The sequence below is a fragment of the Pseudomonas sp. W2Aug9 genome, assembly GCF_023127755.1.
In the GTDB taxonomy this organism is placed as follows: Bacteria; Pseudomonadota; Gammaproteobacteria; order Pseudomonadales; family Pseudomonadaceae; genus Aquipseudomonas; species Aquipseudomonas synxantha_A.
Genome location: NZ_SPKL01000028.1, coordinates 40,722 through 65,234 on the forward strand (window position 1 = coordinate 40,722; position 24,513 = coordinate 65,234).

Genomic DNA, 24,513 nt, shown 5'->3' on the forward strand with positions numbered 1-24,513 from the left:
CCACTCGGGGCGTCACCTTCTTTATCAGGAGTATCACGATGTCTACACCTTACGTTCGCTTGGACAAAGATAACGCCGCTGTGTTGTTGGTCGACCATCAGGCTGGCCTGCTGTCATTGGTCCGCGACATCGACCCGGACAAATTCAAGAACAACGTGCTGGCCCTGGCTGACCTGGCCAAGTACTTCAAGCTGCCGACCATCCTGACCACCAGTTTCGAAACCGGCCCGAACGGCCCGCTGGTTCCCGAGCTCAAGGCGCTGTTCCCGGACGCCCCGTATATCGCCCGTCCCGGCCAGATCAATGCCTGGGACAACGAAGACTTCGTCAAGGCCATCAAGGCCACCGGCAAGAAGCAACTGATCATTGCCGGCGTGGTGACCGAAGTGTGCGTGGCGTTCCCGGCGCTGTCGGCGCTGGCGGAAGGCTTCGAGGTGTTTGTGGTTACCGACGCCTCCGGCACCTTCAATGAGCTGACCCAGCAATCGGCCTGGGCCCGCATGTCGGCCAACGGCGCGCAACTGATGACCTGGTTTGGCCTGGCCTGTGAGCTGCACCGCGACTGGCGCAACGATATCGAAGGCTTGGGGACGTTGTTCTCCAACCACATCCCTGACTACCGCAACCTGTTCACCAGCTACAACGCGTTGACTGAAGGCAAGTAAGCCTGGAATGCAGGCTGCCGATGTATTGGCAGCTTGCACTTGCTCCTGGGATAGGGCCGCTTGCGCGCGGGCACTACGGCGACCGTGACGGTGATTGAACAACCACAGGAGCAACGCTGATGCCTATTTTCAAGCGGATCGTGCGTGTCTCCATATCGCTCACGGTGTCACTCTCGGCGGCGGGCGTGCAGGCCGATAACTCCTTGGGCCAACGGGATAACCTCAGCACCGGTATCAATGAACGACAGAAAGCCGAACTGGCGGTGACGCCGGGATTTGTCGGCGGCTCGTCCCTCAACGGGCTGCTGCGCAATTACTACCTGGGCCGCGATAACCACAACACGCCGTCGCGCCTGGATCAGCGTGAATGGGTGCAAGGTGTGTACCTGTCGTTTCGCTCGGGTTACACCGACACGCCGATTGGTGTGGGGGTCGATGTGCATGGGTTCTATGGTCTCAAGCTCGATGGCGGTGGAGGCAGTGGCGGGGCGGGTTTGCTGCCGCTGGATTCGAAAAAGGCCCCGGAGTCAGACTTCTCTGCAGCGGGCGCGGCACTCAAGCTGCGCGGTTTTGGCAGCCTGGTGCAGGCCGGTGACCAGTACCTGGATAACCCACTGGTGGCCAGCGGAGTGAGCCGTGTGGTCCCGCAGACTTTTCGCGGTGTGACACTGAAGAACTACAGCTTGCAAAACCTGACCCTCGATACCGGCTGGGTCGATTCCACACGCTTGCGCAACCAGAGCGGCCAGAGCCACCTGACCACCAGTTACGGCACTGGCAACAAGGCCGGTGTGGCGGCCGAGCGCGAGAGTTCGCACATGAGCTGGCTGGGCGGCGTTTACAGTGCGCCGGGCGGGGTTACGCTGACGCTGTATGGCGGCCAGCTCAGCGATATCTGGAGCCAGTATTACGCTGGGGTCAGCTACCCCTTCACGTTGAACCATGGGGTCACGCTGACGCCGTATGTGCATTACTTCAAGACCCGTGACCAGGGCCAAAGCCACTTGGGGCGCATCGACAACAATACTTACACCGGCGGCCTGACCCTGTCCGGCGCAGGCCAGAGCCTGACCCTCGGTGTGCAGAAGGTCGACGGCGACACGCCGTTCGACTACGTCGTGCAGGACGACCGCACGTTCATGTACCTGAACAATTCCCAGCAATACGCCGACTTCAATGCCCCGGGTGAAAGGTCCTGGAAGATCCAATATCAGACCAGCCTGGCCTTCATCAACGCACCGGACTTCCAGCTCAGCACCTCCTACACCCAGGGTGAAGCGGACCTGACGCGAGTCGACCCCAACAGCACCGGCTACGGCTACATCTATAACGCTGCGGGCAAGGATGCGCACCACTGGGAACGCGACGTCGCCCTGCGTTATGCGGTGCCGGGCGGCAAGGCCAAGGGCTTGAACGTTACATTGCGCTGGGCCGCGCATCGATCCGGCCAAGGCTATACCGCGCCGGGCAATACCCGTGGCAACTCGAATGCCGATGAGTACCGGGTGATCGTGGATTACCCATTCAACGTTTTTTAATCGGCAGTCAATGAAGGTGCTGTATGCGTCAAACACAATGGATTCAGGTACTGGGCATCAGCTCTGCATTGGCCTGCGCCACCAGCGAGGCGGACAGTGTCAGAACGCCAGCAGTATCCAGCCGGGCCAAGCGATCCACAGTAACCTCGCGGTGTCCTACGCTGTTGCCGAACGCTGGCGGGTCGGCGTGACGGGGTATCAACTCAAGCAGATCAGCGATGACCGTATCGATGGCCATCGGCAACAGCACTCCAGGAAGCAAGTGGTAGGCATAGGACCCGGCGTGATGTATCAGCAAGGCAAGCGAACATTCTTTGCGAACCTGTATTTTGAAAGTGGCGCTGAAAATCGCGCCCAAGGGACGCAACTGACGCTACGTTACCTCCAGGCGTTTTAGCGCTTAATACTTAGAGGCAGTCATGCTATGCACAATCTTTTTCTAGTAACGCTGGCCTTTGCGGCGGTAAGCGTATTGCCTGCGTGTTCCACCCAACTGACCGAGCGCGGTTTTAACGTCAACCTGGTCACTGCCTCGTCTTCGAACCAGTGTCGACTGATTGAAATGTTCACCGTGCAGGGGGCTGGGCCGGATGACACCTTGCGACGGGCGCTCAACCAGGCGGCGGTTCTTGGGGCAGACAGCATGGCTGTGGCAGATGGCAAGGAAACGGCCGATGGCGCCGAGATCAGGGGGGCCGCCTTGATTTGTCGCCAGCCATGAGCCCTGCGGGGGCGGGGCTGCTGCGTAGCTCAGCAGGAGCAAGCGCCCCCGCTATAGGGGATCGCAGCATTTTAGACGCAATTTGTTACTAACCAATCGTCCGAAAATACATCGTTGTAGCGGCAAACAGGGACAAAACCCCGGTTCGCCATTCAATTTTCATAAAAATGTAACAACCCTGCTGCACAGTTCGGGAGCCCGTCACCACAACGAGTTCTTTTAATGAAAAGCTTGATGAAGTCTGCAGCACTGGCCGTTACGGTTTCTTTGTGTGCCTCCTCCATGACCTTCGCCGCCGAAAACGTGCGTCTCACCGGCTCCGGCGCCAGCTTCCCTGCACCGATCTACCTCACCTGGTTCAAGGATTTCAGCAAGAAGACCGCTGGCGTCACCGTGGACTACCAATCCAAGGGCAGCGGCGCCGGTGTGCAGGACTTCCTGAATAAAACCGTCGATTTCGCCGCCAGTGATTCGGCCATGAAGGATGAAGACATCGCCAAGGTGGCCGAAGGCGTGCAATTGCTGCCGATGACCGCGGGTGAAATCGTGCTGGCGTATAACCTGCCGGGTAACCCCAAGGGCCTCAAGCTGCCACGCGATGTGTATTCCAATATCTTCCTGGGCAAGATCACCAAGTGGAACGACCCACAGATAGTCGCCGCCAACCCGGACCTGAAACTGACCGACACACCGATCACCGTGGTAGTGCGTGCAGACTCCAGCGGCACCACGGCGGTGTTCACCAAGCATTTGGCGACCATCAATCCTGAATTCAAAACGGCGCTGGGCGAGGGCAACACGGTCAACTGGCCTGCCAGCGACAAATTCATCAAGTCGCCCAAGAACGATGGCGTGACGGCCACCGTACGCCAGACGCCAGGCGCGATTGGCTACATCGAGTACGGCTTCGCCAAGCTGGCCAAGGTCGACTTCGCCCAGTTGCAGAACAAGGCCGGCCAGTACGTGGTACCGAACGCCGAGAGCGGTGCCGAGGCCCTGGCAGCAGTGAAAATGCCGGAAAGCCTGGTGGCCTGGCTGCCGGATCCGGACGGTGCCAAGTCCTACCCGATCACGTCCTACACCTGGATGATCTTCCGCAAGGACAACGGTAATCCGGCCAAGGCCAAGGCCATGCGCGAAATGGTCGAGTACAGCTTGACCGAGGGGCAGAAAATCGCCGACTCGATGGGCTACATCCCACTGCCGCAATCGGTGGTCGATCAGGTGCGTAAAGCTTCCGCCAACATCCAGTAACACCCGTGAGGTCGCTCTTGGCCTGGGCTGTCAGCCAGGCCGGGAGCGTTTCCCCCCTTGTTCCGGAATTCGCCCATGATCAAACCTTTCGTCGTCCCGGTTAACCCGGATTCTGCCTGCCAACCCCCCTCTGCAAAAGACTTCCTGGTCGATCGCACCTTCCGTGGGCTTGCGCGAATCGGGGTGGTACTGATTCTGGCGTTGGTCGCAGCCTTGGTATTCGAGGTGGGACGCAAGGCTCTTCCCGGCATGGAGAAGCACGGTTTCGACGTGCTTTTTGGCAGTGTCTGGGATGTCAACCAAGGCAAGTACGGGATCCTGCCAGCGATTTGGGGCACGCTCTATAGCGCCCTGATTGCGCTGCTGATTGCAGGGGTTTTCGGCGTCAGCATGGCGATTTTCCTGACTCAGGATTTCCTGCCGGCGAAGCTGGCGGCGGTGTTTCGCACCATCGTTGAATTGCTCGCGGCCATCCCCAGCGTGGTGTATGGCCTGTGGGGCATCTACGTGGTGATCCCGGCGATCCGGCCACTGACCACCTGGTTGAACAGTGAACTGGGCTGGATCCCGTTTTTCGGCACCTCCTTGAGCGGGCCAGGGTTGCTGCCTGCGGCGCTGGTATTGGCGATCATGATTCTGCCGACGATTGCCGCCGTGTCCCAGGACGCCCTGACCAGCGTGCCGATGAAAACCAAGCAGGCTGCCTACGGTATGGGGACTACCCATTGGGAGGCGATTCTCAAGGTGATGGTGCCTTCTGCCGCCACCGGTATTTTCGGTTCGCTGGTGCTCGGCCTCGGCCGCGCGCTGGGTGAAACCATGGCGCTGGCGATGTTGGTGGGCAACGCCAACAACATCTCACTGTCGCTGTTTGCGCCGGCCAATACCTTGGCGGCCTTGTTGGCGCTGAACTTTCCCGAAGCCGGGCCGAATGAGATCGAGGTGTTGATGTACGCCGCGCTCGTGCTGATGTTTATCACGCTGCTGGTGAACGTCATCGGTTCCATGATCATGCTCTACGCCCAGCGCGGTACTAAACAATGACTGACCTCACGTCCCCAATCACCGCGGTGCCCAGCCTGCAGCGCAAGTTCGAAGGCCGCGCCCTGCGCAGCCTGGTGTTGACAACGCTGGTCTGGCTGGGCGCGCTGCTGGCCAGTGTGCCGCTGATTTCCGTGCTCTACATGCTGATCACCCGTGGTGGCGCACGCCTGAGCCTGGAAGTGTTTACCGAACTGCCGCCCACCGGCTTCGAAACCGGCGGCGGTTTCGGCAACGCCATGGCAGGCACCTTTGTGATGGTCGGCATTGCTGCTGCCATCGCGGTGCCGGTCGGCATCATGGCGGCGATCTTCCTGGCCGAACTGGGGCCGGATAGCAAATTGGCGAACACTGCGCGCTTTGCCGCCAAGATGCTCACGGGCCTGCCGTCGATCCTGGCCGGGGTGTTCGCCTACGCTCTGGTGGTCATGACCACCGGTACTTACTCGGCGCCGGCGGGCGGTGTAGCCCTGGCGGTACTGATGCTGCCGATCGTGGTGCTCACCGCCGAAGAGTCGATGCGCATGGTGCCCAAAATCATGAAGGACGCCGCCTACGGCATGGGCTGTACGCGCTCGCAGGTGATCTGGAAGATCATTTTGCCGACCGGCCTGCCGGCGATCCTCACCGGCGTGATGCTCGCCGTGGCCCGTGCTGCCGGTGAGACCGCGCCGCTGCTGTTTACCGCGCTGTTCAGCAACTACTGGATCTACCACGACGGCGACCTCGCGGTCATGAACCCCACGGCCTCGCTGGCGGTGCTGATCTACAACTTCTCCGGCATGCCGTTCGACAACCAGCTTGAGCTCGCCTGGGCGGCCTCGTTGGTGTTGGTGATGATTGTGCTGGTTGTCAATATTGTCAGCCGTATCTTCGGCAAGCCCAAGTATTAAGAACGGGAGCATCTGAATTTTGAACGTCTCAACTGCGCAAATAGCCGCTCCGTTTGTCACCCAGTCGCCTGTGGTCATGGACTGCAAGCTGGACAGGATTTTCTACGGCAACTTCATGGCGGTGCGTGACAGCCATGTGCCGATTGAAAAAAACAAGATCACCGGGTTTATCGGCCCGTCGGGCTGCGGCAAAAGTACTGTGCTGCGCAGCCTCAACCGCATGAACGATTTGGTGAAGGGCTTTCGCTTCGAGGGCCACGTGCATTTCCTCGGCCAGGACGTGTATGGCAAGGGCGTCGACCCGGTGGTGGTACGCCGCTATATCGGCATGGTGTTCCAGCAGCCCAACCCGTTTTCCATGAGCATCTTCGACAACGTCGCGTTCGGCCTGCGCCTGAATCGCTACAAAGGCGACCTGGGCGACCGCGTCAAGCACGCCCTGCAAGGCGCGGCGCTGTGGGATGAGGTCAAGGACAAGCTCAAGGTCAGTGGCTTGTCGCTCTCTGGTGGTCAGCAGCAGCGGTTGTGTATCGCCCGCGCCATCGCCACCGAGCCGGAAGTGCTGTTGCTCGATGAGCCGTGTTCGGCCCTCGACCCCATCGCGACCCGCCGGGTGGAGGAGCTGATGGTGGAATTGAAGAAGGACTACACCATCGCACTGGTGACCCACAACATGCAGCAGGCCATCCGCGTAGCAGACACCACGGCGTTTTTCTCGGTGGATATTTCCCAAGGCACGCGCACTGGCTACCTGGTGGAAATGGGCCCGACTGCGCAGATTTTCGGCAGCCCGCGTGAGCAGATGACCGAGGATTACATCAGCGGCAAGTTCAGCTGAGCCATCCATGTTCGATAACAGCCGCACCTGCGCCAACGTCTTCTCGGGAATGCCAATGCCTGTAACGCATCGTCTAGATTTGCCAGCGATTGAACGCGCCCTGCGTAAGGTGCAGAGCCGCTTTGCCCAGCTCAGCACGCAGTTTACCGAGCCGCGGGACCCGCTGACGGACGAGGTGTTGGAGAATGTGCTTGCAGGTTATGCGCTGGTTGACGACTACGTCGCCCAGGGCGTGGACCTGTTTGATCTGCACCACCTTGACCTGATGCTGGAGATCAACGCCACGGTGCTCTGTGGTCGAGATCCGGCACGCCGCCTGGAATACGCGCAACACCTGGCCGCAACCGAGGAGCACTTCTTCAACAACGTTGAGGGTGGCATCAAGGACTTGTTCAATTGGTACTGCGCCTACCGCAGTGAATCGGTGTGGAAGCGTGCAGCAGGTGTGTATGTACGCATCCTCAGCAAACCGCAATTGTTCATCGAAGGTAATAACCGCAGTGGCTCGCTGATCGTCAGCTACCTGCTGATGCGTGCAGGGTTGCCGCCGTTCGTGCTGACACTCGAAAACGCCGAAGGCTACTTCAACCCCTCCTCGGTGATCCGCAACTCGGCCAAACATGGGGTGAAGGCCCTGTATGAATTGCCCAAGATCAAGAAAAAGTACGCCGCGTTCCTGGAGGAACAAGCGCCTGATCCGGGTGTGTTTTTCTTGAGCGACACACCGCAGCCAATCTATCAGGGAGGCCAATGATGAGCAGGTATCAAACCTTTGCGGGCAAATGCCGAACGTCCGCCAACCTACTCGTTCAAGCCCTGTCCACGCGTCTGCTCACCCGACCACGCGTACGGATCTCGTTTGATATCGACGACACCCTGGCCTGCCAACTTGATCATTCCCCCGTGGAAAGCAGCTGGTTGCCGGCCTGCGTCCATCGCTGGTGGGGCGAGCCGCTGCGTGTCGGCACCCGCTCCCTGACCCGGGAGCTACGGCGTCAGGGGTGCAGCATCTGGGTTTACACCTCGTCAGGCCGGGCGCCTTCGTATATCAGGCGTTGGCTGATGCTGTACGGCATACGCGTCGATGGCGTGGTGAACAGCGTCGTGCATAACCAAGCCCTCAACGCGCGCGGGCTGTTGAACACGCCGTCGAAGCTTCCGTCGGCCTTCGATATCGATTTACACGTGGATGATTCCGAGGGCGTGCGCATAGAAGGTCATGAACATGGCTTTCGTGTGGTCGTGGTTGACCCGCAGGATGGGCAGTGGGCGCAGAGAGTACTTGAAGCTGTCGCGGGCGTGCAGGCGCAATTGGCCAGGCAGCAAGTGCCCCGATATCAAAAGCCGGCGCGACAAGGTGCTGAAGTTTTTTCTTCCTGAGGGCGAGTGTTATCTGCATCGCTATTTGATATTGGATCGTTATTGGGTTGAGTAAGTCATCCATAACGCGCGCGGCGGGTTTAATTAGTCCTGACCCATTAGTCACGTAAAAAACAAACGCCCACTTATTGTTTGTTAAATAGCGCTCCCGGCGCTTTTTTTGTATGGGGGCTTAATAACAGCTCCTTACAATCCGATAGTCGGTCGATGTACGGCAATGTTTCTACGCTAATGTTGACAAGCTTCCTTAATGGTCAAAGTCGATATTAAGAAAAGAAGCAGCCTGAACAGAATGCACAACAACAACTTCAATGCATATTGTTTAGCCCGACGTATCAGTTATTACCGTCGACTTCGGTGTTGATCGCTGGGCTCAAGGAGTACTGACATGGCTATATTCGATTACAAGGGTCAAGATGCCCGTGTGCTGATTTCAGATGCCTGGAACCTCGCCACTTACACCAGCGGTGTCGCGACCGTAGGCGCGCTCTACAACCTTCCAGGGGCGGTACTGGGGGAGGGCAACACCTTTGCATTGCCCAAAGGCTGGCGTGAAATCGGCGCCAATGAACTGAGCGTTGATAGCAGTCACACCGATATCACCGCAAGCTTCACCGGCGATGGCGTGTTCGGTTCCCAGGCCAGGGTGTTTGGTCAATACGATGACAGTGGTCAATTGCTGAAAATGGGGTTTTCCATTGCCGGCACCAACTCCCTGACTGATCTGCTGGGCTGGCCGGCCATGATCGATAACTCGTATATCAACGGCTATGAGTACCTGCTCAATTCAATCAAGGATTACGCGATAGGCCACAACCTGAGCGGCAAGGATGTGCTGGTAACCGGCTACAGCCAGGGCGGCTCAGTCACTAACAGCATGTATATCGGCAAAGACACGCTGGCAGACGGTTTCTTCAAGGATTCGGACTACTTTGGCATGGAGTCACCCAAGTCCAGCAACAGCGACGGAATCTACAACTTCGGTTTTGAAAACGATGTGGTGCACCGCCTCACCGGTCAGGAAACCAACGTGGGAAGCGCCATCATCGACGCTCTTCAGGGGAGTGACGCCAGTTACACCTCGACGACCGACAATATCGTGCTGTTCGATACGATCTACGCCCTGCCAACCTGGCCCAACGGTCCGTTTTCCATCGCCAACTTGTCAGGATGGGCCGCGCACCTCGAAGGTATTTTTATCAACCCCATCCAGCGCATCGCCCAGTCGACGTTCTACGATTACATCGAGCGCGATAGCACCATCGTGATCAGCAACCTCGACGCGATCAGCCGCAGCTTCACCTGGGTCAGCGACAAACAGACCGCCACCTCCAACCATTACGGTACACCGGCCTTCCTGCTGGGCACCGACAGTGCAGACAAGCTGCAGGATGGTCGCAGCGATGACTTCCTCGACGGGTTCAGTGGTAACGACAGTTTCCGGGTCAGTACCGGTACCGATATCGTTGCTGGCGGTGCAGGCGATGACAAAGTCTTTCTCAAAGGTACGGCGTCCGCCTACGAAGCCGTGAAACTGAGCGACGGTACGTTGTTTTTGAACGATAGCAGCGGCCAATACGGCCTTAAAGAACTGCATGGCGTAGAGCATGTCGAGTTCGAAACGGGCCTTGCCAACACGCTCGGTCAACTGCCTGTTATCGGTGGCATCTTCAGCGGTATCGGGCAGACGCTGACGCCGTCTTATACGGTCACCAACGGCAAGCTGGATTTCGATGGCCTGTTCGGCGCCGACAAGGCTTACGCCAGATCCATTGAAGGTAGCCAACTGGCCGACACCCTGAAAGGCACTGCAGCACGCGACCTGATATTCGGCCAGAACGGCAATGATCGGCTCGACGGTGGCGCCGGCAATGACCTGCTGCACGGCGGTGACGGCAACGACACGTTGCTGGGCGGCATGGGTAACGACTCGCTGTATGGCGCCAGCGGTAATGATGTTTTGATCGGCGGGCAGGGCAATGACCAGCTCAGTGGTGGCGTGGGCAGCGACTTGTTTGTGTTCGATCAGCGCGGGTTCGGCCACGACGTGATCAGCGACTTCAACATCCATCAGAACGGGCATGATCTGCTGGTGTTCGCCAAGTCGTTGTTTGCGAGCGCCGATGCTGTAATCGGGTCCACCACCCAGAACGGCAGTGACAGCGTGATTCTGGCGGGGGACAGCAGTGTCACCCTGGTGGGGTTCAATGCGGCACAGCTGAGCGCAGAGATGATCAGCGTGGTTTGATGCGGCATCGGTACAGTTGGCGGTAAAACCTCACAGGATCGCTGATGCTGTGGGGTTTTTTCTTGCTTATCGTTTTATAGCAATCTATATCCCGCAGTATCGCGTTTTCCTCACTTGCCGGTAGCCATCATGTGCTTGCTTCGCATGACTACGGCTCGATCAGGCCTTGATCGCTCAGCGCTGCGCGGGCAATCCAATCCCGGTGCGATGCCAGTACGAAGGCTTTCTTCAAGGGTTTGTTGCAGCATCAACAACTCCTCACGCTGCACTTTTAGTGTGGCTTCGATTTGCTGTATCTCCTCCAGACGTACATTGATCTGTTCCAGAGTGAGGGATTTGGAGCAGCTCCCGTCATGAAGGAAAAGGCCACGAATGGTGTCGAGGGAAAACCCCAGCCTTTGCGCGTGGATCACGACTTCCAGGCGTTTAATGGTGGACTCGCTGTAATAGCGATAGTTGTTCATGTCGCGCGTGGGGGCGTCCAGCAGGCCTTGCTCCTCGTAGTAGCGTATTGCTGAAGCAGCAAGGCCGGTACGTCGCGCAATCTCGCCTATCTTCATTTTTTGCTTGACCTTCAAGTTGACTTTAATCCGCAGTATAAGCCGCAGCGTAATCCGGAAGGTAATCGGATTGGGCTGGATAAACACCGTTGACCTACGTGGAATGTGAAGAATGAGCAAAATAACCGAGTTGCTGAATTGGCGTTATGCGACGAAAAGTTACGATTCGTCCAAGACAATACCTGCTGAAAAGCTGGAGCGAATCCTGGAGGCGGTACGCCTGACGGCGACGTCGAGCGGGCTCCAGCCATTTGAATTGCTGGTGGTGACCAATCCGCAAATTCGCGAAAAGATTAAGGCGGTCAGCTGGAATCAGTCCCAGGTGACCGACTGCTCTCATTTACTGGTGTTCGCCGCCTGGGATGACATCACGCCTGAGCGTGTCAACATGATGTTCGACCTGACCAATACGGTACGAGCTACCGTCAACCAGGGTTGGGAAGATTACCGTCAAATGCTCCTCGGTATAGTCGCCGAGCGTGGGCAGGAGGCCAACTATCAAGCGGCTGCGCGCCAAGCCTATATTGGCCTGGGCTCGGCTTTAATCGCCGCGGCATCCGAGCAAGTCGACGCGACGCCCATGGAAGGTTTCGACCCATCGGCTGTCGATGAGATTCTGGGACTGGGAACCAGGCATCTGCGCAGTGTGGTGCTCCTGCCTTTGGGGTATCGGGCAACAGAGTCTGACTGGCTGGTAAACCTGAAAAAAGTACGGCGCTCTCGCGAAAATTTCGTAACCGAAATCAACTAGGGAGAAGTGCAGCCGCTCCACATTGCAGCAATAGTGGGGCGCAGCTGCATGGGTAGAACTGAGTATTTGATCGTGAGCTCCTTTCCAATCACTGAGCGCGGCGCGCCAAGCGCCGCGCTTTGTATCACGCCACGATGTCGCTGACGGCTGCCTGGCCAACGGTGGTGACGAGGAAATCCGCCACACCGTGTCCGGAGAAGTCCACAGCCAAGGTGCCCAGGTTGGTACCCGAGGCATAGTTCAGCACAGCATCGCCGGCATGGCCGGTAAATGCATTGACGAAGCTCAAGCCCGCACCTTTGGTAATGCCCGACAGGTCGATCTTGTCGGAGCCCGAGGTGAAGTCAAAGATCTTGTCCGCAGCGCGTGGCGTGGAATCGGAACTGGCACCGTACACGAACGTGTCGTTGCCGGCGCCGCCCCACAATTGGTCTGCGCCGCCACCTCCATAGATGAGGTCGTTACCGGCCCCGCCTTTGATGAGGTTGGCGACCTGGTTACCAATGATCAGGTCGTTGCCCGAACCGCCGAATGCGTTCTCGATGGTGACGCCCTTGGCGATCGACACGTTGCCCACCAGGCCGCCCACATCAGAAAACGAGGTGGCAGTGAGGTTGATCTTCTGGTTTTGAGTGAAACCGGAGAAGTCTAGAGTGTCTTTGCCGCCGCCGTCCCATACCGAAAACACCAGCTTGTCGGCATCGGATGTGGCAGTGAGGAAATCACGCCCGGTATTGGAGTTGAACCCGTAGGTCGTGTCACCGGCGCGAGTGCTGTAGTTGGCACCGTAGAGCTTCTGGATCGCGGCGATGTCGTCGATCAGCGGGCCGGCAGCATAGGCTTCGACACCACCTTTACTGAAGTTCTGGTTGGTGTTGCTCTCGCTCCAGTAACTCATCACGGAGTAAGCATGTGTATCTTCGGCATATTTCGCATCCGAATACGACGGTTGACCCACACTGGCGTCGTACGAACCTGGGTGCTGCAGTCCAAGCGTGTGACCAATTTCATGGGTCAAGGTTTGACGACCGTAATTGCCGTTTGCCGGTGTTAAATTTTCTTGATAGTTTTGATTGGTATAAAACAACGCATCGCTATTTCCGCTGTTATTGGGGTAGAAGGCGAAAGCTGATCTGGCACCACCATGCTGCAGGTCATTACTATAATTGCCCAGTGATATATGTGCGTCACCTCCGCTTCTGGATTCGATGAATGAAATGTTGGCGACGTCCGACCAGGATTGGAACGAAAGGGCTGCTTGGGATCTCTGTTGAGCGTTGAATGCGCTGAATCCAGACACGTTCTCGGAGGCGTATGCTTGACTTTCTGAAGTCAGAAAGCTGTAGGTGAAGTTGTATTTCCCATTGTGGTCGTTGTCACCCCAATAGTAACCTCCTCGAGTTATTTCATCCGCGGCCTGCGCAATAGTGTAAGACGGCTTGCCCTGTGAGGAATTAAATCCTCCTCGATCATAGGTGTGTGAAAAATTATAGAGTGCCTGGTAATCGTCACTTGTTCGCAGCTGCGCCGAAGTGGTGAGTGGGCTAACAAGATTTTTCGCCAAGATAGTCATACGAGTACATTCCTTCGTGTCCATTGATTTGAAGTGTTATATGCTTATCACGTTTTCGTTGCCTTCTTGTTGTGGTAGTCATTTATAAAGGACTTATGGGTTTAGTGTTATTTAAAAATTAAATATGGTATATAACTTGTTGATATATTCTTAAAAATTATTAAGACGCCTTGGGTTGGTGAGTCAATTGACTGATTTTATTGCGGGGGGGTAATTCACGGTTCTCAAGGTGCATCCAAGAGGCGGTTAAGTAGTGTGGCGGCCTATTGATGGCTCGCCCTCAATATATTGATCACGGCCAGATCCCTTCTCATGCTGACTCGGTCAGTTAGCCGGTCAGTGTGTAGAGATCGGTCATGCGGCTGTCTTCTGCCTGGCATTGCTCTCGCTTCGAGATAACAACGAAAGCGAACGAACGATTTGATCTCACTCGCCCGTAGATTGCTCTTGCAAAAAACCTTGGCCTCTACTCTTAAAAACCCCGTAGATTGACATCTACGGAGTTTTTTTGCAGATTGGGGAACTATAGAAGCTCCAAAATACTGAAGAGGACGTGCCAATACTTACTAATGTGTCGGGTTGGCAACTCCGGCCCGGGCATGAATTTTCTCGGCCGTCTCCTGTTTTGAGTGACCTCTACATGCGTTTACCGACACACATCAGGCATTGACAGACGTTAGTGGGCTAATAGATTGGCCGTGATCTTTGACACGGTCATCCTCGATAACGATTTTGCTGCTGGAGGAAATGTAGTACTCGTTTGTCTTTGCTAGACCTTGGACGACCATTAAATAGCCTCTTGAATCGCTGCGCGTCCACGTGTCGCTATTACCTTGCTCTATTGGGTAGTAGTCCTCACTGGGGTTTGTATCAGTATGCCATGCACTTACTGCAACTTTGACAATTCTGCTTGCGCCGTTTGTGATTGTGATAGCCATATTTGCATTCCTTTTGGATTTTAAATTCCATGAGTTGGCTCCCTATTTAAAATAAAGCTGCAGACTTGCCACTGCTACAGAAAAGCCGTAGTTAGGTTAACTCGCTGGCGCCATATTCAATTGATACTGGAGTCCAGCTCGATGCTGGACTCCAAGTAAAATGTAATTTGTTGCATGTATATTGTTCTACCTGCTTCCGCAGTCAAGCCTACAGGCGGGAAAATGCAAGGTGTCATTACCTTGCCAACGCGTCGATTCCGACGAATGGTTAAATAAGATTTTGAAATAGTTGTTATTCACTCGAGTTCTTTCGCATAGGCCCATTGCCTAGTATTCAGTCTGGAGTAAATAAGCACTTTAGCCCTCGCTGCTTCCACCCGGCTCGGCAACTCAATGATGGAAGTTTCTAGAGCCAGTTGGTTTTCGTAGAGCTTAGAGAGAATTGCGGAGCTGAAAAGATAAGGGCCTGCTCAGGTTTCCCTGGCAAGCCCTTGATATCTATGGTGCCCGAACCCGGAATCGAACCGGGACGCCCTTACGAGCGGGGGATTTTAAGTCCCATGCGTCTACCAGTTTCGCCATTCGGGCGGTAGCGCGGTGTAGCAGGGTTGGGAATATATAGATCCTGTCGCTTCGGCGCAACCTCGAAGCGCGCTTTCCTGCATAAAGATACCGATGAAAAAGTGTGGCAGATCAGTGATCTACAGGGCCTTTGGGTTAAGTCCTGATGAATGCTTGCGCCGCAGGAACACGCCTCATAAATGACAGTCATAGCGACATGCCATCCCGGCAAATCGCAAAGGAGTCAGTTGATGCTCAGTGTCCGTAGGCGTTCTTGGATGATGGCTGCAGGCGTGGTGGGGCTGTTGGGTGCGGCGATAGCTGGCCCGGCGCAGGCGGCGAGTGCGGTGCGGTGGGGAGAGTTCAGTGCATCGTCGACAGACAGATTGACGGGCGCCTCGATAGAGGCGGGCAATACCTATGTGTTGAAGTCGTCGAGTATTTCCGTCGGCGATATCGAGGCGTTGCAAGCGGCGCAAAAGCGTAGCGAAAGCGAGCTGCAAAGCCTGAAAACCAAAATGGATGATCAGGATCGTGCATTTGACGAGTTCAAGCGTAAAGACGGGTCGAGTTCCAGCAGCAGTGATAGCCAGTTGTCGAGTCTCAAGCGCACGGTGGATGAGCAGAAAAATACGATAGATCGGCAGAAAGACGAAATCGCCGGCCTCAAGCGCGGCCTGGATGATTTGAAGCGCAGTGTGGAGACGTTGAGCAGCAAGGTGAAGTAAAGGAGAGGGCTTGCTCGGGAAAGCGGTGCTTCAGTAACTGGCTCAGTGCCTGACGTACCGCATTCGCGAGCAAGCCCGCTCCCACAAGATTTGTGTAATGCGCTGTGCCCGCGTTCAGTCAATCAGTGCCAGCAGGTCGGTAGTACCCACGTCCACGCCAGCCTGGGTCAGCAGTGTTGTCACCTGGCCCCGGTGGTGGGTCTGGTGGTTGAAAAAGTGCACCAGCAGGCCGAAGAAGGGCTTCTCACCTGCCACGCCGCGCATGTTGTGGTAGCGCAGGCGCTGGTCCAGATCAGACTCCTGCAGCGTGTTGGCCCAATCAATGATCAATTGATCCAGCCAGGCGCGATGGGCTGACAGTTCACTCAGGTTGGCAAAGGCCAATTGCTTGAGATCCACCGGTGTAGGGATGTCGCTCAACGGTGCCAACGCGCGAAAGCCCGCCGGATGTTCGGCAAAGCGCTTGAGCCAGACTGTGTCGCCCAGCATCAGGTGGTTCAAGGTGCCGAGGATCGAGCCGAAAAACGCCTGGCGATCCACCCTCAACTCCGCGTCGGTCAAGGTGCCGGCGGCGGCGTAGACCTTACGGTTCATCCATTGATTGTAGTGGGCCATCAACCCAATATGCTCGATGCGGTTCACCGCGGTTCTCCCTTGACGGCATGGTGGCGACATCATAAAGCTTGCCCGCCCGGCGGTCATGGTGTTCCATCGCAGGCGAACTATGTTTGATAAACGCCATTATTGCGCCCCGGGAGGGCGACACCATGAATACCAGCGATCTACTGGAACAACTGTGGCGAGCAGGGCAGCAAGGCGGCGGCGCTTCGGGCGGCGGCCTGGGCGGATTGCTTGGAGGTTTGTTGAAAAACGCCGGTACCGGCAATGCATCAGCCGGTGGCGGCTTGGGTGGTTTACTGGGTGGCCTGGGTGGCTTGTTGGGCGGCGCTCCGGCAGGCGGCACGACCCAGACGCGTAGCAGCGGCGGAATGAATTACGCGGCGCTGGCATCTCTCGGCATGGCCGCCTTCCAGGCGTATCAAGCGTGGCAACGTCAGCAGGCGAATGCACCGCAGCAAGCCATCCAGACCGTTGACCAGCTTGAAGGGCCTGAAGCCGAAGCCCATAGCCACGGCGTACTGCGTGCAATGATCGCAGCAGCCAAGGCGGACGGCAGGATCGATGAGCAAGAGAAAAAGATGATCTCTACCGAGATCGGCCGTCATACCGACGATCCACAACTGCAGCAGTGGCTCGACGCCGAAGTCGCCAAGCCACTGGATGCCGCAGATTTCGCTGAATATGCCAAGGACCCAGCAATCGCTTCGGAGATTTACCTGGCCAGCGTCCTGCTGGTTAATGATCAGCAGGACGCCGAGCGCAACTACCTGGACGATCTGGCCGGGCAGCTGCAAATCGACCCCCAGTTGCAGGTACACCTGGAGCAACAGGCCAAGGCCTAGAACCTGAAAGTAGCCCCAGTGGTCAGCCACTGGGCACGGTCCCCAGTCAAACTGCGCCCGACCACCAGGTCCACGTCGACAAACTTGCCGACGTGGAATCTCGGCCCCGCCTGCCATGCTTGTTCACCGCCTTCCTGGCCATAGCGTTCGCCAATCAACGTCAACACCTGCGCAAGCTGGTATTCGAAACCCATGCCCCAGGTCAGGCGGTGCTGTTGCGCGCCGTCGTTATAGGCATGGTTCCAGCCGGCATTCAGGTTCAGGCGCAATGCATCCATGGCCTGCCACGTTAACGGCAGGTTGAAGTCAGCGCCGTCGAATGCGTGCTGACGATAGAGGGCAATGTGCGCCCCGGCGGCGATTGCCAGCTCCAGCCCCAGGTCTTCTCGTGACAACAGCTGCGCCTTCACCTGTGGGCTTACTTGCGTTTCGCCCTTTCCCGCGTCAGTGGCCCGCGATAACGCCGCGCCCCACTGCACCCATGGCATACCACTGAACGTGCAGGCCGGGGACAAGGTTTCGTTGTGCGTACTGCCTGCGTGCCGATTGGCGGTGTGCCAGGCATCGATGTTGCATTCGCCAGGCGCATTGATCGCGCCATCATCCACCACGTAGGCGCCGCCGGCAGCATTCGCCTTGGAAACCAGGGCGAGGATTAACAGCGTGCCCAGCGTCACGCCGATAAAGATCAGGTTGCGCTGCAGGGCGCGGCGCTTGGCCGGTGGCAAGAGCAGCAGGGTGGGACGCGCCCTGCGCAAATGGCGCGCGCGATATTTGGCAAACCCGTCCGGGTGCTTCGGGTTGTGTGGGGTGTGCATGGTGCACCTCGCTTGAATTCAGCTTTCTACGGTCAGCACCGAAATGCCGCTGGCTTTGGCCTGGCAGACCAGCTCCGAGGTATCGTCACCGCCGGGCAGGGCGATGATCAGGTCGGGGCGGCTGTCGGCCAGCATGAAGTGGTTGCGCTGGCGTTCCGCCTGCTTGCCGTGGCGCTGCCAATTGGGTGGGTAGCGCACCACGTCTATACCGATTTCCCGCGCCCATTCCTCGATCTCGCTGCCGAGGAACTGGTTGCCGCCGTGGATCAACACCTGCACTGGGTGCAGGCGGTGGTAAGCGTCCAGCACGTGGCGGGACTTTTTGGTGTCGGCGTAATGACGACCTGCACAGATCAAGACGCGCATAGGGAGCATCCTTGTATTGCGCGGTGGCGGCCGGGCGACCACCACCGTTTGAATGGCGGGGGATCAGTACCACTGCTTGAAGCGGCGGATGTAGATCGTTTTCATCAGTTGAGCGACGCAGCAGTAAGCCAGCAGGGTGCCTACCAGCCATGGGAAGTACGCCATCGGCAGCGGTTGCAGACCCACCAGGGTGCCCAGCGGCGAGAACGGCACGTAGATGCCCAAGGCGATCACGATGCAGGTCATCATCAACACCGGCCAGGCGGCCGTGCTCTGGAAGAACGGAATCTTGCGGGTGCGCAGCATATGCACCACCAGGGTTTGCGAAAGCAGCCCTTCGATAAACCAACCGGACTGGAACAGCGTCTGCATTTCCACACTGTTGGCCGAGAACACGTACCACATCAGGGCAAAGGTGGTGATGTCGAAGATTGATGAGGTCGGCCCGATCCAGATCATGAAGCGGCCGATATTTTTTGCATCCCACTTGCGCGGTTTGGCCAGGTACTCCTTGTCCATCTTGTCCCACGGCAGAGCCAATTGGGAGATGTCGTACATCAGGTTCTGCAGCAGCAGGTGGATCGCCAGCATCGGCATGAACGGAATGAACGCACTGGCTACCAGCACCGAGAACACGTTGCCGAAGTTGGAGCTGGCGGTCATGTTCAGGTACTTCATGATATTGCCGAAGGTTTCGCGGCCCTTGAGCACGCCTTCTTCCAGCACCATCAGGCTCTTTTCCAGCAGGATGATGTCGGCCGACTCCTTGGCGATATCCGTGCCGCTGTCCACCGAAATACCCACGTCGGCATCCCGTAGCGCCGGTGCATCGTTGATGCCGTCGCCGAGAAAGCCCACCGTATGGCCGTTGGCTTGCAGCGCCTTGAGCACACGGGATTTTTGCAGCGGTGTCAGCTTGGCGAACACCGTGCGTTCTTCCACGCGGCGCAGCAGGGTGGCGTCGTCCATGGCTTCGATTTCCACGCCCAGCAGCGGCTGGCCGGGTTCGAGGCCAACCTGGCGGCAGATCTTGCTGGTGACCACCGCGTTGTCGCCGGTCAACACTTTGACCGCCACGCCAATCTGTTGCAGCGCGGCAATTGCCGGGCCCGCGGTTTCCTTCGGCGGGTCGAGGAAGGTCAGGAAGCCCTGGATCACCAGGTTGCGTTCATCGGCAGTGGTGTATTGCTGACGCGCCAATGCCTTGGGGATATGGCGGGTTGCGACCACCAGTACCCGGAAACCGTCTTCGTTGTAGTCGTTGGCAATCGCCAGCAGTGCCTCGCGACGGCGATCGTCCAGGGGTACGGCGGCGCCGTCTTCCAGGGTGTGGGTTGAAATGCTCAGCATCTCTTCCACGGCCCCTTTGCACACCAGCAACTGGTCACCGGCGGCATCCTTGACCACGATCGACAGGCGACGGCGTACAAAGTCGAAGGGCAATTCATCGACCTTGCTGTAGGCAAATGGCACCTGGAACTTGGGGTTTTGCGCCGAGAACTGCACCACGGCCTGGTCCATCAGGTTCTTCATGCCGCTCTGGTGAAAGCTGTTGAGCCAGGCCAGGGACAGCACCGCGTCGTCGCGCTGGCCGAAGGCGTTGACGTGATGCTCAAGGATGATCTTGTCCTGGGTCAGGGTGCCGGTCTTGTCGGTGCACAGCACATCCATTGAACCGAAGTTCTGGATCGCGTTGAGGCGCTTGACCACCACTTTGCGCTTGGCCATGGCTGTAGCGCCTTTGGCCAGGTTGGCACTGACGATCATCGGCAGCATTTCCGGGGTCAGGCCGACGGCCACCGCCAGGGCAAACAGGAAGGCATCGCCCCAGTCCCCCTTGGAGAAGCCATTGAGGAAGAACACGATCGGCACCATCACCAACATGAAGCGGATCAGCAGCCAACTGACACTGTTCACGCCACGGTCGAAGGCGGTTTGCACCCGGGAGCCGACAATCGCCTTGGCCAGGGAGCCGAAGTAAGTGCGCGGTCCGGTAGCCACCACCACCGCCTTGGCGCGGCCGCTCACCACGTTAGTGCCCATAAAGCAGATGTTCGGCAGGTCCAGCAGATTGCCTTGGTCGGCGGCGAGGTTGGAGGCGGATTTTTGGGTGACATCGCCCAGGGTGTCGTACTTCTCCACCGGCAAGGCTTCACCGGTCAGCACGGCCTGGCTGATAAACAGGTCGCGTGACTCGATCAGGCGGATGTCGGCGGGGATCATGTCGCCGGCCGACAACTGCACGATGTCGCCGGCCACCAGATCGCGCATCGGCACTTCGCGCAAAGTGGGCTGGGCGCCGACCTGTTCGCGACGTAGCACGGTGGCGGTGGTGCGTACCATCGCCTTCAGGGCCTCGGCGGATTTGGCCGAGCGGTGTTCCTGCCAGAAGCGCAGCAGGCTGCTGAGCAACACCATGGTCATGATGATGATGACTTTGGTCAGATCGACTTCTTCACCCGCCTGCAGTGGCAACCAATAGTCGGTGACAAAGCTGATACCGCCCAGGGTCAACAGCACGTAGATGAACGGGTTGTTCAGTGCCTGCAGGAACTGGACGATGGCGTGTGGCGGCTTGTCATGGGCGACTTCGTTATAGCCTTCCCGTTGCAGGCGGGCCGAGGCGTCCAGTTCGGTCAGGCCGTCCTGGGTGGCTCGTACATTGGCGAGGGTGGCCGCCAGGCCATTCTGGGCTTCACGGGCGGCGCGCATCGACAGCTTGGTGTCGGCAGCGGTGCCATTTTTCTTGTGCAGAGGCGTGTTTTTTACGGCGCTCATTGTCTGTACTCCTGTCGCCAATTCTCGACAAAACATACCCGGTACTTACCTGCATACAGGCGAGCGAAAGCATGCCGAGCCGCGGACTTCGCGATCGGTTTAAATAAAGTGTTCAGGTAACTTCTACAATGCCCGCTAACAGCGCATTAATTAACTTGCGCGCAGCGGGCTCCTACTGGACTTGTTCATAAAGAACTCCAGGGCATCAATAAGAAAGTTGTTGTTTCCAGCCAGGTCAGGCGGCGCGAGCGCTCACGTAAAGACCGAGCATCAAGCTGGCTTGCGCCAGGCGGGAAACCTTGGGTCTCTGTGGGTCTTGAGGGTCGGCGTGATCCCAGTGCTGCACCAGTTGGCCGCTGTCAGGGCAGATACGCCAGTGCGCCAGCGGCGGTACCGGGCGTACTTGGGAGGAGGGTGCAGCAAAGGCCGGGCGGGTTGGCCTGAAGCCCACGGGCTCGCGGCACAGCTTGGCGCGCAAGGCTGCGGCCAGTGTAGGTACATCGGGTAAAGCAATGAGTTGGAAGGTCATAACACACCTCGGGACCGGACACGCGACCGGTGAGGCAGTTACGGTGGAGCATCGAGCTCTAGCGCAGCTTACCGGACCTGGAAGGCGAGTCCTGTCATATTCTGGGTTTGGCGCCCGATGCCCGCAGAGGCGGTGCTCGGACAGCGACTAGATACTGTGTCCATTGGCTTCTTTTGTGAGGTTTAAAAAAGGCCCCAGTTGCGGGCACGGGCAATCTACTCAGAGCGTTACAGAATGTCAACGCATGATTAACTAAATTAGTCCGCGTTCAGAGTTTGTTCAGACAAGAGGCATGTTCAAGTTACTGGCCAGATAACTTTATATACCTTGCGCGGCGAGTATCGCCAGATAGATCAATACTAAACCGCACGCCGCATAACTCACGCGTTGCCAGGTCGGTGATGCGTTCTTGCGCAGCAGATTCACCAACGCGGCGGTGAGAAAACACGAGAGCACCGACGCCAGCATGAATCCGGCAAAAAACGTCAGGGTCTGCCCCTGGCTGGGGGTTGCGCCGACGATGCCCGACAGGGCGCTGCCCAGGGCGCCCCAGTAGACAATATTCTTCGGGTTGGCCAGGGAGATCGCCGCGCCTACGGCCAACGCATTTTTGCCTGAGCTGGCAGGGACGTTGTCGGTTGCGGGTAACTGCCACGCATCAATCAGGCTGCGGATGCCCAGCCAGGCCAGGTACAGCGCGCAGAAGATCGTCAGTGGCACTCGCACCGCATCATGCTGAATCAGCAGTGCGATACCGGTGAGGCCGATCACTGCCCAGACCGCATCGCCTACGAGGGAACCAAACTGCACCATCAGGGCCGGTGTGAAACCATGCAGCAAGCCGCGACGCAGGGTCTCTGCCAGCACCGCGCCAGGAGACAGGCAAAACACAAAACCGAATACCAGCGCATAGACAAAGATCGACAGCATGCCCGTGTCCTTTCAGGAAAGTGCGAAAGCATACGTCAGCGCAGGGTTAAGAAACCATGCAGATTTTAATGGTCCACGATCCAAATGTGGGAGGGGGCTTGCCCCCGATAGCAGTGTGTCAGTCAGCTCATCTGTAGCTGACCCTCCGCTATCGGGAGCAAGCCCCCTCCCACATTGAGGCTATACGCTCAAGTTCAACCTTCAATTCATCCGCGCCGAGGCTGGCAAATGGCAGCGCAAAAAACGCCTCGCAGCGAGCGGCAATAATGTCGAGGGTGGCCTTGAATGCAGCGTCTACCTGGGCTTCATCACCCTGCACGTGGGAAGGGTCCTGCAACCCCCAATGCGCCTTCACCGCCGCACCGAAATACACAGGGCAAGCTTCCCCGGCCGCGTTGTCGCACACCGTGATGACCACATCCGGCGGGCTGCCTTCAAAGGCGTCATTGCCCTTGCTGTACAAACCTTCGGTGCTGATGCCGGCTGCCTGCAGCGTGCTCAGGCTGCGCGGCAAAACCTGGCCCTTGGGGAAACTGCCGGAGCTGATCGCTTCGAAGCCCTCAGGCGCCATATGATTGAACATGGCTTCGGACAAAATACTGCGACAACTGTTAGCGGTACACATGAAAAGCACTTTCATTGCAGGCTCCTTTAAACGCTCAGGCGCAAGGCGAGGGCAGCGAGGGTGATCAACAGCACCGGCAAAGTCAGCACGATTCCGACCTTGAAGTAGTAACCCCAAGTGATAGTGATGCCTTTGCGTGCCAGGATATGCAGCCACAGCAAGGTGGCCAAACTGCCTATGGGGGTGATTTTCGGGCCCAGGTCGCTGCCGATCACATTGGCGTAGATCATTGCGTCCTTGACCACGCCCACAGCATGGCTGGACTCGATGGAGAGTGCGCCGATCAGCACCGTCGGCAGGTTATTCATCGCCGATGAGAGCAGCGCCGTCAGCACCCCGGTGCCCATAGCCGCGCCCCACACACCATAGGTGGCGAAAGTGTCGAGCCAGGTGGCCAGGTAGTCGGTCAGGCCGGCGTTACGCAGCCCATACACCACCAGGTACATGCCCAGGGAAAAGATCACGATCTGCCAGGGCGCTTCCTTGAGGACTTTACGCGTGGAAATCTTATGGCCCTTGGCGGCAATCACCAGCAGCAGTACGGCGCAGACGGCGGAAATCGCACTGATGGGAATGCCCAGAGGTTCCAGGGCGAAACAGCCGATGAGCAGAATACCCAGTACCCACCAACCGGCGCGGAACGTCGCGGGGTCGTGGATGGCACTGGCGGGGTCTTCCAGGTCGGCCGGGTCGTAGGTCTGGGGAATGTCCCGGCGGAAAAACCACAGCAGCACTGCCAGGGTCGCGGCCACGCTGACCAGGTTCACCGGCACCATCACGGCGGCATATTCGTTGAAGCCGATCTTGAAATAATCAGCCGAGACGATGTTTACCAGGTTCGATACCACCAATGGCAGGCTCGCCGTATCGGCGATAAACCCCGCGCCCATGACGAATGCCAGGGTCGCTGCCGGTGAAAAACGCAGGGCCAGCAGCATCGACATCACGATGGGCGTGAGAATCAACGCCGCACCGTCATTGGCAAACAGCGCCGACACCAGCGCACCCAGCAGCACCATATAGGCAAACAACCGCCGTCCGCGGCCACGCCCCCAACGCGCCACATGCAGGGCTGTCCAGGCAAAGAAGCCGGCTTCGTCCAGCAACAGGCTGATGATGATCAGTGCGACGAAGGTACCGGTGGCATTCCAGATGATGTGCCACACCACCGGGATGTCCGCCAGGCTGATCACCCCGCAACCCAGGGCCAGGATCGCGCCCAGGCTGGCACTCCAGCCCACGCCAAGGCCCTTGGGCTGCCAGATGACCAGTACGATGGTGACGAGGAAAATCGCAATTGCGACAAGCATGAATA

24 protein-coding genes, 1 tRNA gene and 1 pseudogene are annotated in these 24,513 nt (G+C 57.8%); 14 read left to right on the top strand and 12 right to left on the bottom strand.

From position 1 onward, the window contains the following. The first annotated feature begins 38 nt into the window (after positions 1-38). The 11 genes and pseudogenes from ycaC to E3O56_RS18220 all read left to right on the top strand — a co-directional run bounded on the left by ycaC (position 39) and on the right by E3O56_RS18220 (position 10,578). Positions 39-665 carry an isochorismate family cysteine hydrolase YcaC gene (gene ycaC / locus E3O56_RS18170; RefSeq protein ID WP_003191542.1) on the top strand — a complete coding sequence of 209 codons (627 nt, stop codon included), beginning with the start codon at positions 39-41 and terminating at the stop codon, positions 663-665. 119 nt (positions 666-784) lie between these two features. Beyond that, positions 785-2,203 (top strand): OprD family outer membrane porin, encoded by a 1,419-nt coding sequence (locus tag E3O56_RS18175; protein ID WP_103734437.1) that lies wholly within the window; start codon positions 785-787, stop codon positions 2,201-2,203. Positions 2,204-2,309: 106 nt separating this feature from the next. Then, a pseudogene (locus tag E3O56_RS18180) lies at positions 2,310-2,600 on the top strand (transporter); the annotation flags it as partial. Between the two features lie 27 nt (positions 2,601-2,627). After that, the gene (locus E3O56_RS18185) at positions 2,628-2,924 is read left to right on the top strand and encodes a hypothetical protein (protein WP_032875547.1); all 297 of its coding nucleotides are present in this window, start codon (positions 2,628-2,630) and stop codon (positions 2,922-2,924) included. A 222-nt stretch (positions 2,925-3,146) separates the two neighbouring features. Continuing rightward, the gene (gene pstS / locus E3O56_RS18190; protein WP_005788130.1) at positions 3,147-4,178 is read left to right on the top strand and encodes a phosphate ABC transporter substrate-binding protein PstS; all 1,032 of its coding nucleotides are present in this window, start codon (positions 3,147-3,149) and stop codon (positions 4,176-4,178) included. Between the two features lie 75 nt (positions 4,179-4,253). Beyond that, complete coding sequence (gene pstC, locus E3O56_RS18195) at positions 4,254-5,222, top strand: phosphate ABC transporter permease subunit PstC (RefSeq protein WP_005788132.1); 969 nt, start codon at positions 4,254-4,256, stop codon at positions 5,220-5,222. Then, positions 5,219-6,112 carry a phosphate ABC transporter permease PstA gene (gene pstA / locus E3O56_RS18200; protein ID WP_005788134.1) on the top strand — a complete coding sequence of 298 codons (894 nt, stop codon included), beginning with the start codon at positions 5,219-5,221 and terminating at the stop codon, positions 6,110-6,112. Before pstC ends, pstA begins: the two co-directional genes overlap by 4 nt. A 76-nt stretch (positions 6,113-6,188) precedes the next feature. Beyond that, positions 6,189-6,950, top strand: a complete 762-nt coding sequence (gene pstB / locus E3O56_RS18205) for a phosphate ABC transporter ATP-binding protein PstB (RefSeq protein ID WP_019817112.1) — start codon at positions 6,189-6,191, stop codon at positions 6,948-6,950. A gap of 55 nt (positions 6,951-7,005) precedes the next feature. After that, entirely contained in the window at positions 7,006-7,704 is a 699-nt protein-coding gene (locus E3O56_RS18210) for a hypothetical protein (RefSeq protein WP_148854365.1), read from the top strand. After that, positions 7,704-8,330, top strand: a complete 627-nt coding sequence (locus E3O56_RS18215; protein WP_032875543.1) for a hypothetical protein — start codon at positions 7,704-7,706, stop codon at positions 8,328-8,330. Before E3O56_RS18210 ends, E3O56_RS18215 begins: the two co-directional genes overlap by 1 nt. Before the next feature lie 388 nt (positions 8,331-8,718). Then, the gene (locus tag E3O56_RS18220; protein WP_248128676.1) at positions 8,719-10,578 is read left to right on the top strand and encodes a calcium-binding protein; all 1,860 of its coding nucleotides are present in this window, start codon (positions 8,719-8,721) and stop codon (positions 10,576-10,578) included. A 110-nt stretch (positions 10,579-10,688) separates the two neighbouring features. Here E3O56_RS18220 and E3O56_RS18225 read toward each other — a convergent pair whose 3' ends face one another. After that, positions 10,689-11,225 carry a MerR family transcriptional regulator gene (locus E3O56_RS18225; RefSeq protein ID WP_236648006.1) on the bottom strand — a complete coding sequence of 179 codons (537 nt, stop codon included), beginning with the start codon at positions 11,223-11,225 and terminating at the stop codon, positions 10,689-10,691. Positions 11,226-11,250: 25 nt separating this feature from the next. Here E3O56_RS18225 and E3O56_RS18230 point away from each other — a divergent pair, with 25 nt between their 5' ends. Continuing rightward, entirely contained in the window at positions 11,251-11,889 is a 639-nt protein-coding gene (locus tag E3O56_RS18230; protein WP_248128677.1) for an NAD(P)H-dependent oxidoreductase, read from the top strand. A 124-nt stretch (positions 11,890-12,013) separates the two neighbouring features. Here the strand turns inward: E3O56_RS18230 and E3O56_RS18235 are convergent, their stop codons facing one another. The 3 genes from E3O56_RS18235 to E3O56_RS18245 all read right to left on the bottom strand — a co-directional run bounded on the left by E3O56_RS18235 (position 12,014) and on the right by E3O56_RS18245 (position 14,988). Beyond that, complete coding sequence (locus E3O56_RS18235; RefSeq protein WP_187432819.1) at positions 12,014-13,462, bottom strand: serralysin family metalloprotease; 1,449 nt, start codon at positions 13,460-13,462, stop codon at positions 12,014-12,016. Between the two features lie 659 nt (positions 13,463-14,121). Then, the gene (locus E3O56_RS18240) at positions 14,122-14,400 is read right to left on the bottom strand and encodes a hypothetical protein (RefSeq protein WP_078821311.1); all 279 of its coding nucleotides are present in this window, start codon (positions 14,398-14,400) and stop codon (positions 14,122-14,124) included. 501 nt (positions 14,401-14,901) lie between these two features. Further along, a tRNA-Leu gene (locus E3O56_RS18245) sits at positions 14,902-14,988 on the bottom strand. 224 nt (positions 14,989-15,212) lie between these two features. Between E3O56_RS18245 and E3O56_RS18250 the strand changes: the two genes are divergently transcribed. Next, on the top strand, positions 15,213-15,689 hold the full coding sequence (locus E3O56_RS18250) for a hypothetical protein (protein ID WP_248128678.1): 477 nt from the start codon (positions 15,213-15,215) through the stop codon (positions 15,687-15,689). Between the two features lie 114 nt (positions 15,690-15,803). On the opposite strand, the gene E3O56_RS18255 is transcribed toward E3O56_RS18250, so the two are convergent. Beyond that, complete coding sequence (locus E3O56_RS18255) at positions 15,804-16,331, bottom strand: DinB family protein (RefSeq protein WP_248128679.1); 528 nt, start codon at positions 16,329-16,331, stop codon at positions 15,804-15,806. Positions 16,332-16,456: 125 nt separating this feature from the next. Between E3O56_RS18255 and E3O56_RS18260 the strand changes: the two genes are divergently transcribed. Continuing rightward, the gene (locus E3O56_RS18260; RefSeq protein WP_228308388.1) at positions 16,457-17,152 is read left to right on the top strand and encodes a tellurite resistance TerB family protein; all 696 of its coding nucleotides are present in this window, start codon (positions 16,457-16,459) and stop codon (positions 17,150-17,152) included. Here E3O56_RS18260 and E3O56_RS18265 read toward each other — a convergent pair. The 7 genes from E3O56_RS18265 to E3O56_RS18295 all read right to left on the bottom strand — a co-directional run bounded on the left by E3O56_RS18265 (position 17,149) and on the right by E3O56_RS18295 (position 24,508). After that, on the bottom strand, positions 17,149-17,970 hold the full coding sequence (locus tag E3O56_RS18265) for a hypothetical protein (protein ID WP_248091366.1): 822 nt from the start codon (positions 17,968-17,970) through the stop codon (positions 17,149-17,151). The genes E3O56_RS18260 and E3O56_RS18265 overlap by 4 nt on opposite strands. Before the next feature lie 18 nt (positions 17,971-17,988). Beyond that, positions 17,989-18,336 (bottom strand): DUF2493 domain-containing protein, encoded by a 348-nt coding sequence (locus tag E3O56_RS18270; protein WP_005788155.1) that lies wholly within the window; start codon positions 18,334-18,336, stop codon positions 17,989-17,991. 63 nt (positions 18,337-18,399) lie between these two features. After that, positions 18,400-21,114 (bottom strand): magnesium-translocating P-type ATPase, encoded by a 2,715-nt coding sequence (gene mgtA, locus E3O56_RS18275; RefSeq protein ID WP_032875522.1) that lies wholly within the window; start codon positions 21,112-21,114, stop codon positions 18,400-18,402. A 235-nt stretch (positions 21,115-21,349) separates the two neighbouring features. Further along, on the bottom strand, positions 21,350-21,643 hold the full coding sequence (locus E3O56_RS18280) for a hypothetical protein (RefSeq protein ID WP_148854601.1): 294 nt from the start codon (positions 21,641-21,643) through the stop codon (positions 21,350-21,352). A 318-nt stretch (positions 21,644-21,961) separates the two neighbouring features. Next, positions 21,962-22,573, bottom strand: a complete 612-nt coding sequence (locus E3O56_RS18285) for a LysE family transporter (RefSeq protein ID WP_032875515.1) — start codon at positions 22,571-22,573, stop codon at positions 21,962-21,964. A 148-nt stretch (positions 22,574-22,721) separates the two neighbouring features. Next, a complete protein-coding gene (locus E3O56_RS18290) occupies positions 22,722-23,213 on the bottom strand; it encodes an arsenate reductase ArsC (RefSeq protein ID WP_032875512.1) in 492 nt (163 codons plus the stop codon). An 11-nt stretch (positions 23,214-23,224) separates the two neighbouring features. Further along, complete coding sequence (locus E3O56_RS18295; RefSeq protein WP_103735133.1) at positions 23,225-24,508, bottom strand: arsenic transporter; 1,284 nt, start codon at positions 24,506-24,508, stop codon at positions 23,225-23,227. Positions 24,509-24,513: the final 5 nt, after the last annotated feature.

Coding starts and splice junctions, on each gene's coding strand:
- E3O56_RS18210 (WP_148854365.1), top strand. CDS start 7,006: ATGCCTGTAACGCATCGTCTAGATTTGCCAGCGATTGAACGCGCCCTG.
- E3O56_RS18215 (WP_032875543.1), top strand. CDS start 7,704: ATGAGCAGGTATCAAACCTTTGCGGGCAAATGCCGAACGTCCGCCAAC.
- E3O56_RS18295 (WP_103735133.1), bottom strand. CDS start 24,508: ATGCTTGTCGCAATTGCGATTTTCCTCGTCACCATCGTACTGGTCATC.
- E3O56_RS18175 (WP_103734437.1), top strand. CDS start 785: ATGCCTATTTTCAAGCGGATCGTGCGTGTCTCCATATCGCTCACGGTG.
- E3O56_RS18235 (WP_187432819.1), bottom strand. CDS start 13,462: ATGACTATCTTGGCGAAAAATCTTGTTAGCCCACTCACCACTTCGGCG.
- mgtA (WP_032875522.1), bottom strand. CDS start 21,114: ATGAGCGCCGTAAAAAACACGCCTCTGCACAAGAAAAATGGCACCGCT.
- E3O56_RS18260 (WP_228308388.1), top strand. CDS start 16,457: ATGAATACCAGCGATCTACTGGAACAACTGTGGCGAGCAGGGCAGCAA.
- E3O56_RS18285 (WP_032875515.1), bottom strand. CDS start 22,573: ATGCTGTCGATCTTTGTCTATGCGCTGGTATTCGGTTTTGTGTTTTGC.
- E3O56_RS18240 (WP_078821311.1), bottom strand. CDS start 14,400: ATGGCTATCACAATCACAAACGGCGCAAGCAGAATTGTCAAAGTTGCA.
- ycaC (WP_003191542.1), top strand. CDS start 39: ATGTCTACACCTTACGTTCGCTTGGACAAAGATAACGCCGCTGTGTTG.
- E3O56_RS18265 (WP_248091366.1), bottom strand. CDS start 17,970: ATGCACACCCCACACAACCCGAAGCACCCGGACGGGTTTGCCAAATAT.
- pstS (WP_005788130.1), top strand. CDS start 3,147: ATGAAAAGCTTGATGAAGTCTGCAGCACTGGCCGTTACGGTTTCTTTG.
- E3O56_RS18280 (WP_148854601.1), bottom strand. CDS start 21,643: ATGACCTTCCAACTCATTGCTTTACCCGATGTACCTACACTGGCCGCA.
- E3O56_RS18290 (WP_032875512.1), bottom strand. CDS start 23,213: ATGAAAGTGCTTTTCATGTGTACCGCTAACAGTTGTCGCAGTATTTTG.
- E3O56_RS18270 (WP_005788155.1), bottom strand. CDS start 18,336: ATGCGCGTCTTGATCTGTGCAGGTCGTCATTACGCCGACACCAAAAAG.
- E3O56_RS18250 (WP_248128678.1), top strand. CDS start 15,213: ATGCTCAGTGTCCGTAGGCGTTCTTGGATGATGGCTGCAGGCGTGGTG.
- pstB (WP_019817112.1), top strand. CDS start 6,189: ATGGACTGCAAGCTGGACAGGATTTTCTACGGCAACTTCATGGCGGTG.
- E3O56_RS18185 (WP_032875547.1), top strand. CDS start 2,628: ATGCACAATCTTTTTCTAGTAACGCTGGCCTTTGCGGCGGTAAGCGTA.
- pstC (WP_005788132.1), top strand. CDS start 4,254: ATGATCAAACCTTTCGTCGTCCCGGTTAACCCGGATTCTGCCTGCCAA.
- E3O56_RS18230 (WP_248128677.1), top strand. CDS start 11,251: ATGAGCAAAATAACCGAGTTGCTGAATTGGCGTTATGCGACGAAAAGT.
- pstA (WP_005788134.1), top strand. CDS start 5,219: ATGACTGACCTCACGTCCCCAATCACCGCGGTGCCCAGCCTGCAGCGC.
- E3O56_RS18220 (WP_248128676.1), top strand. CDS start 8,719: ATGGCTATATTCGATTACAAGGGTCAAGATGCCCGTGTGCTGATTTCA.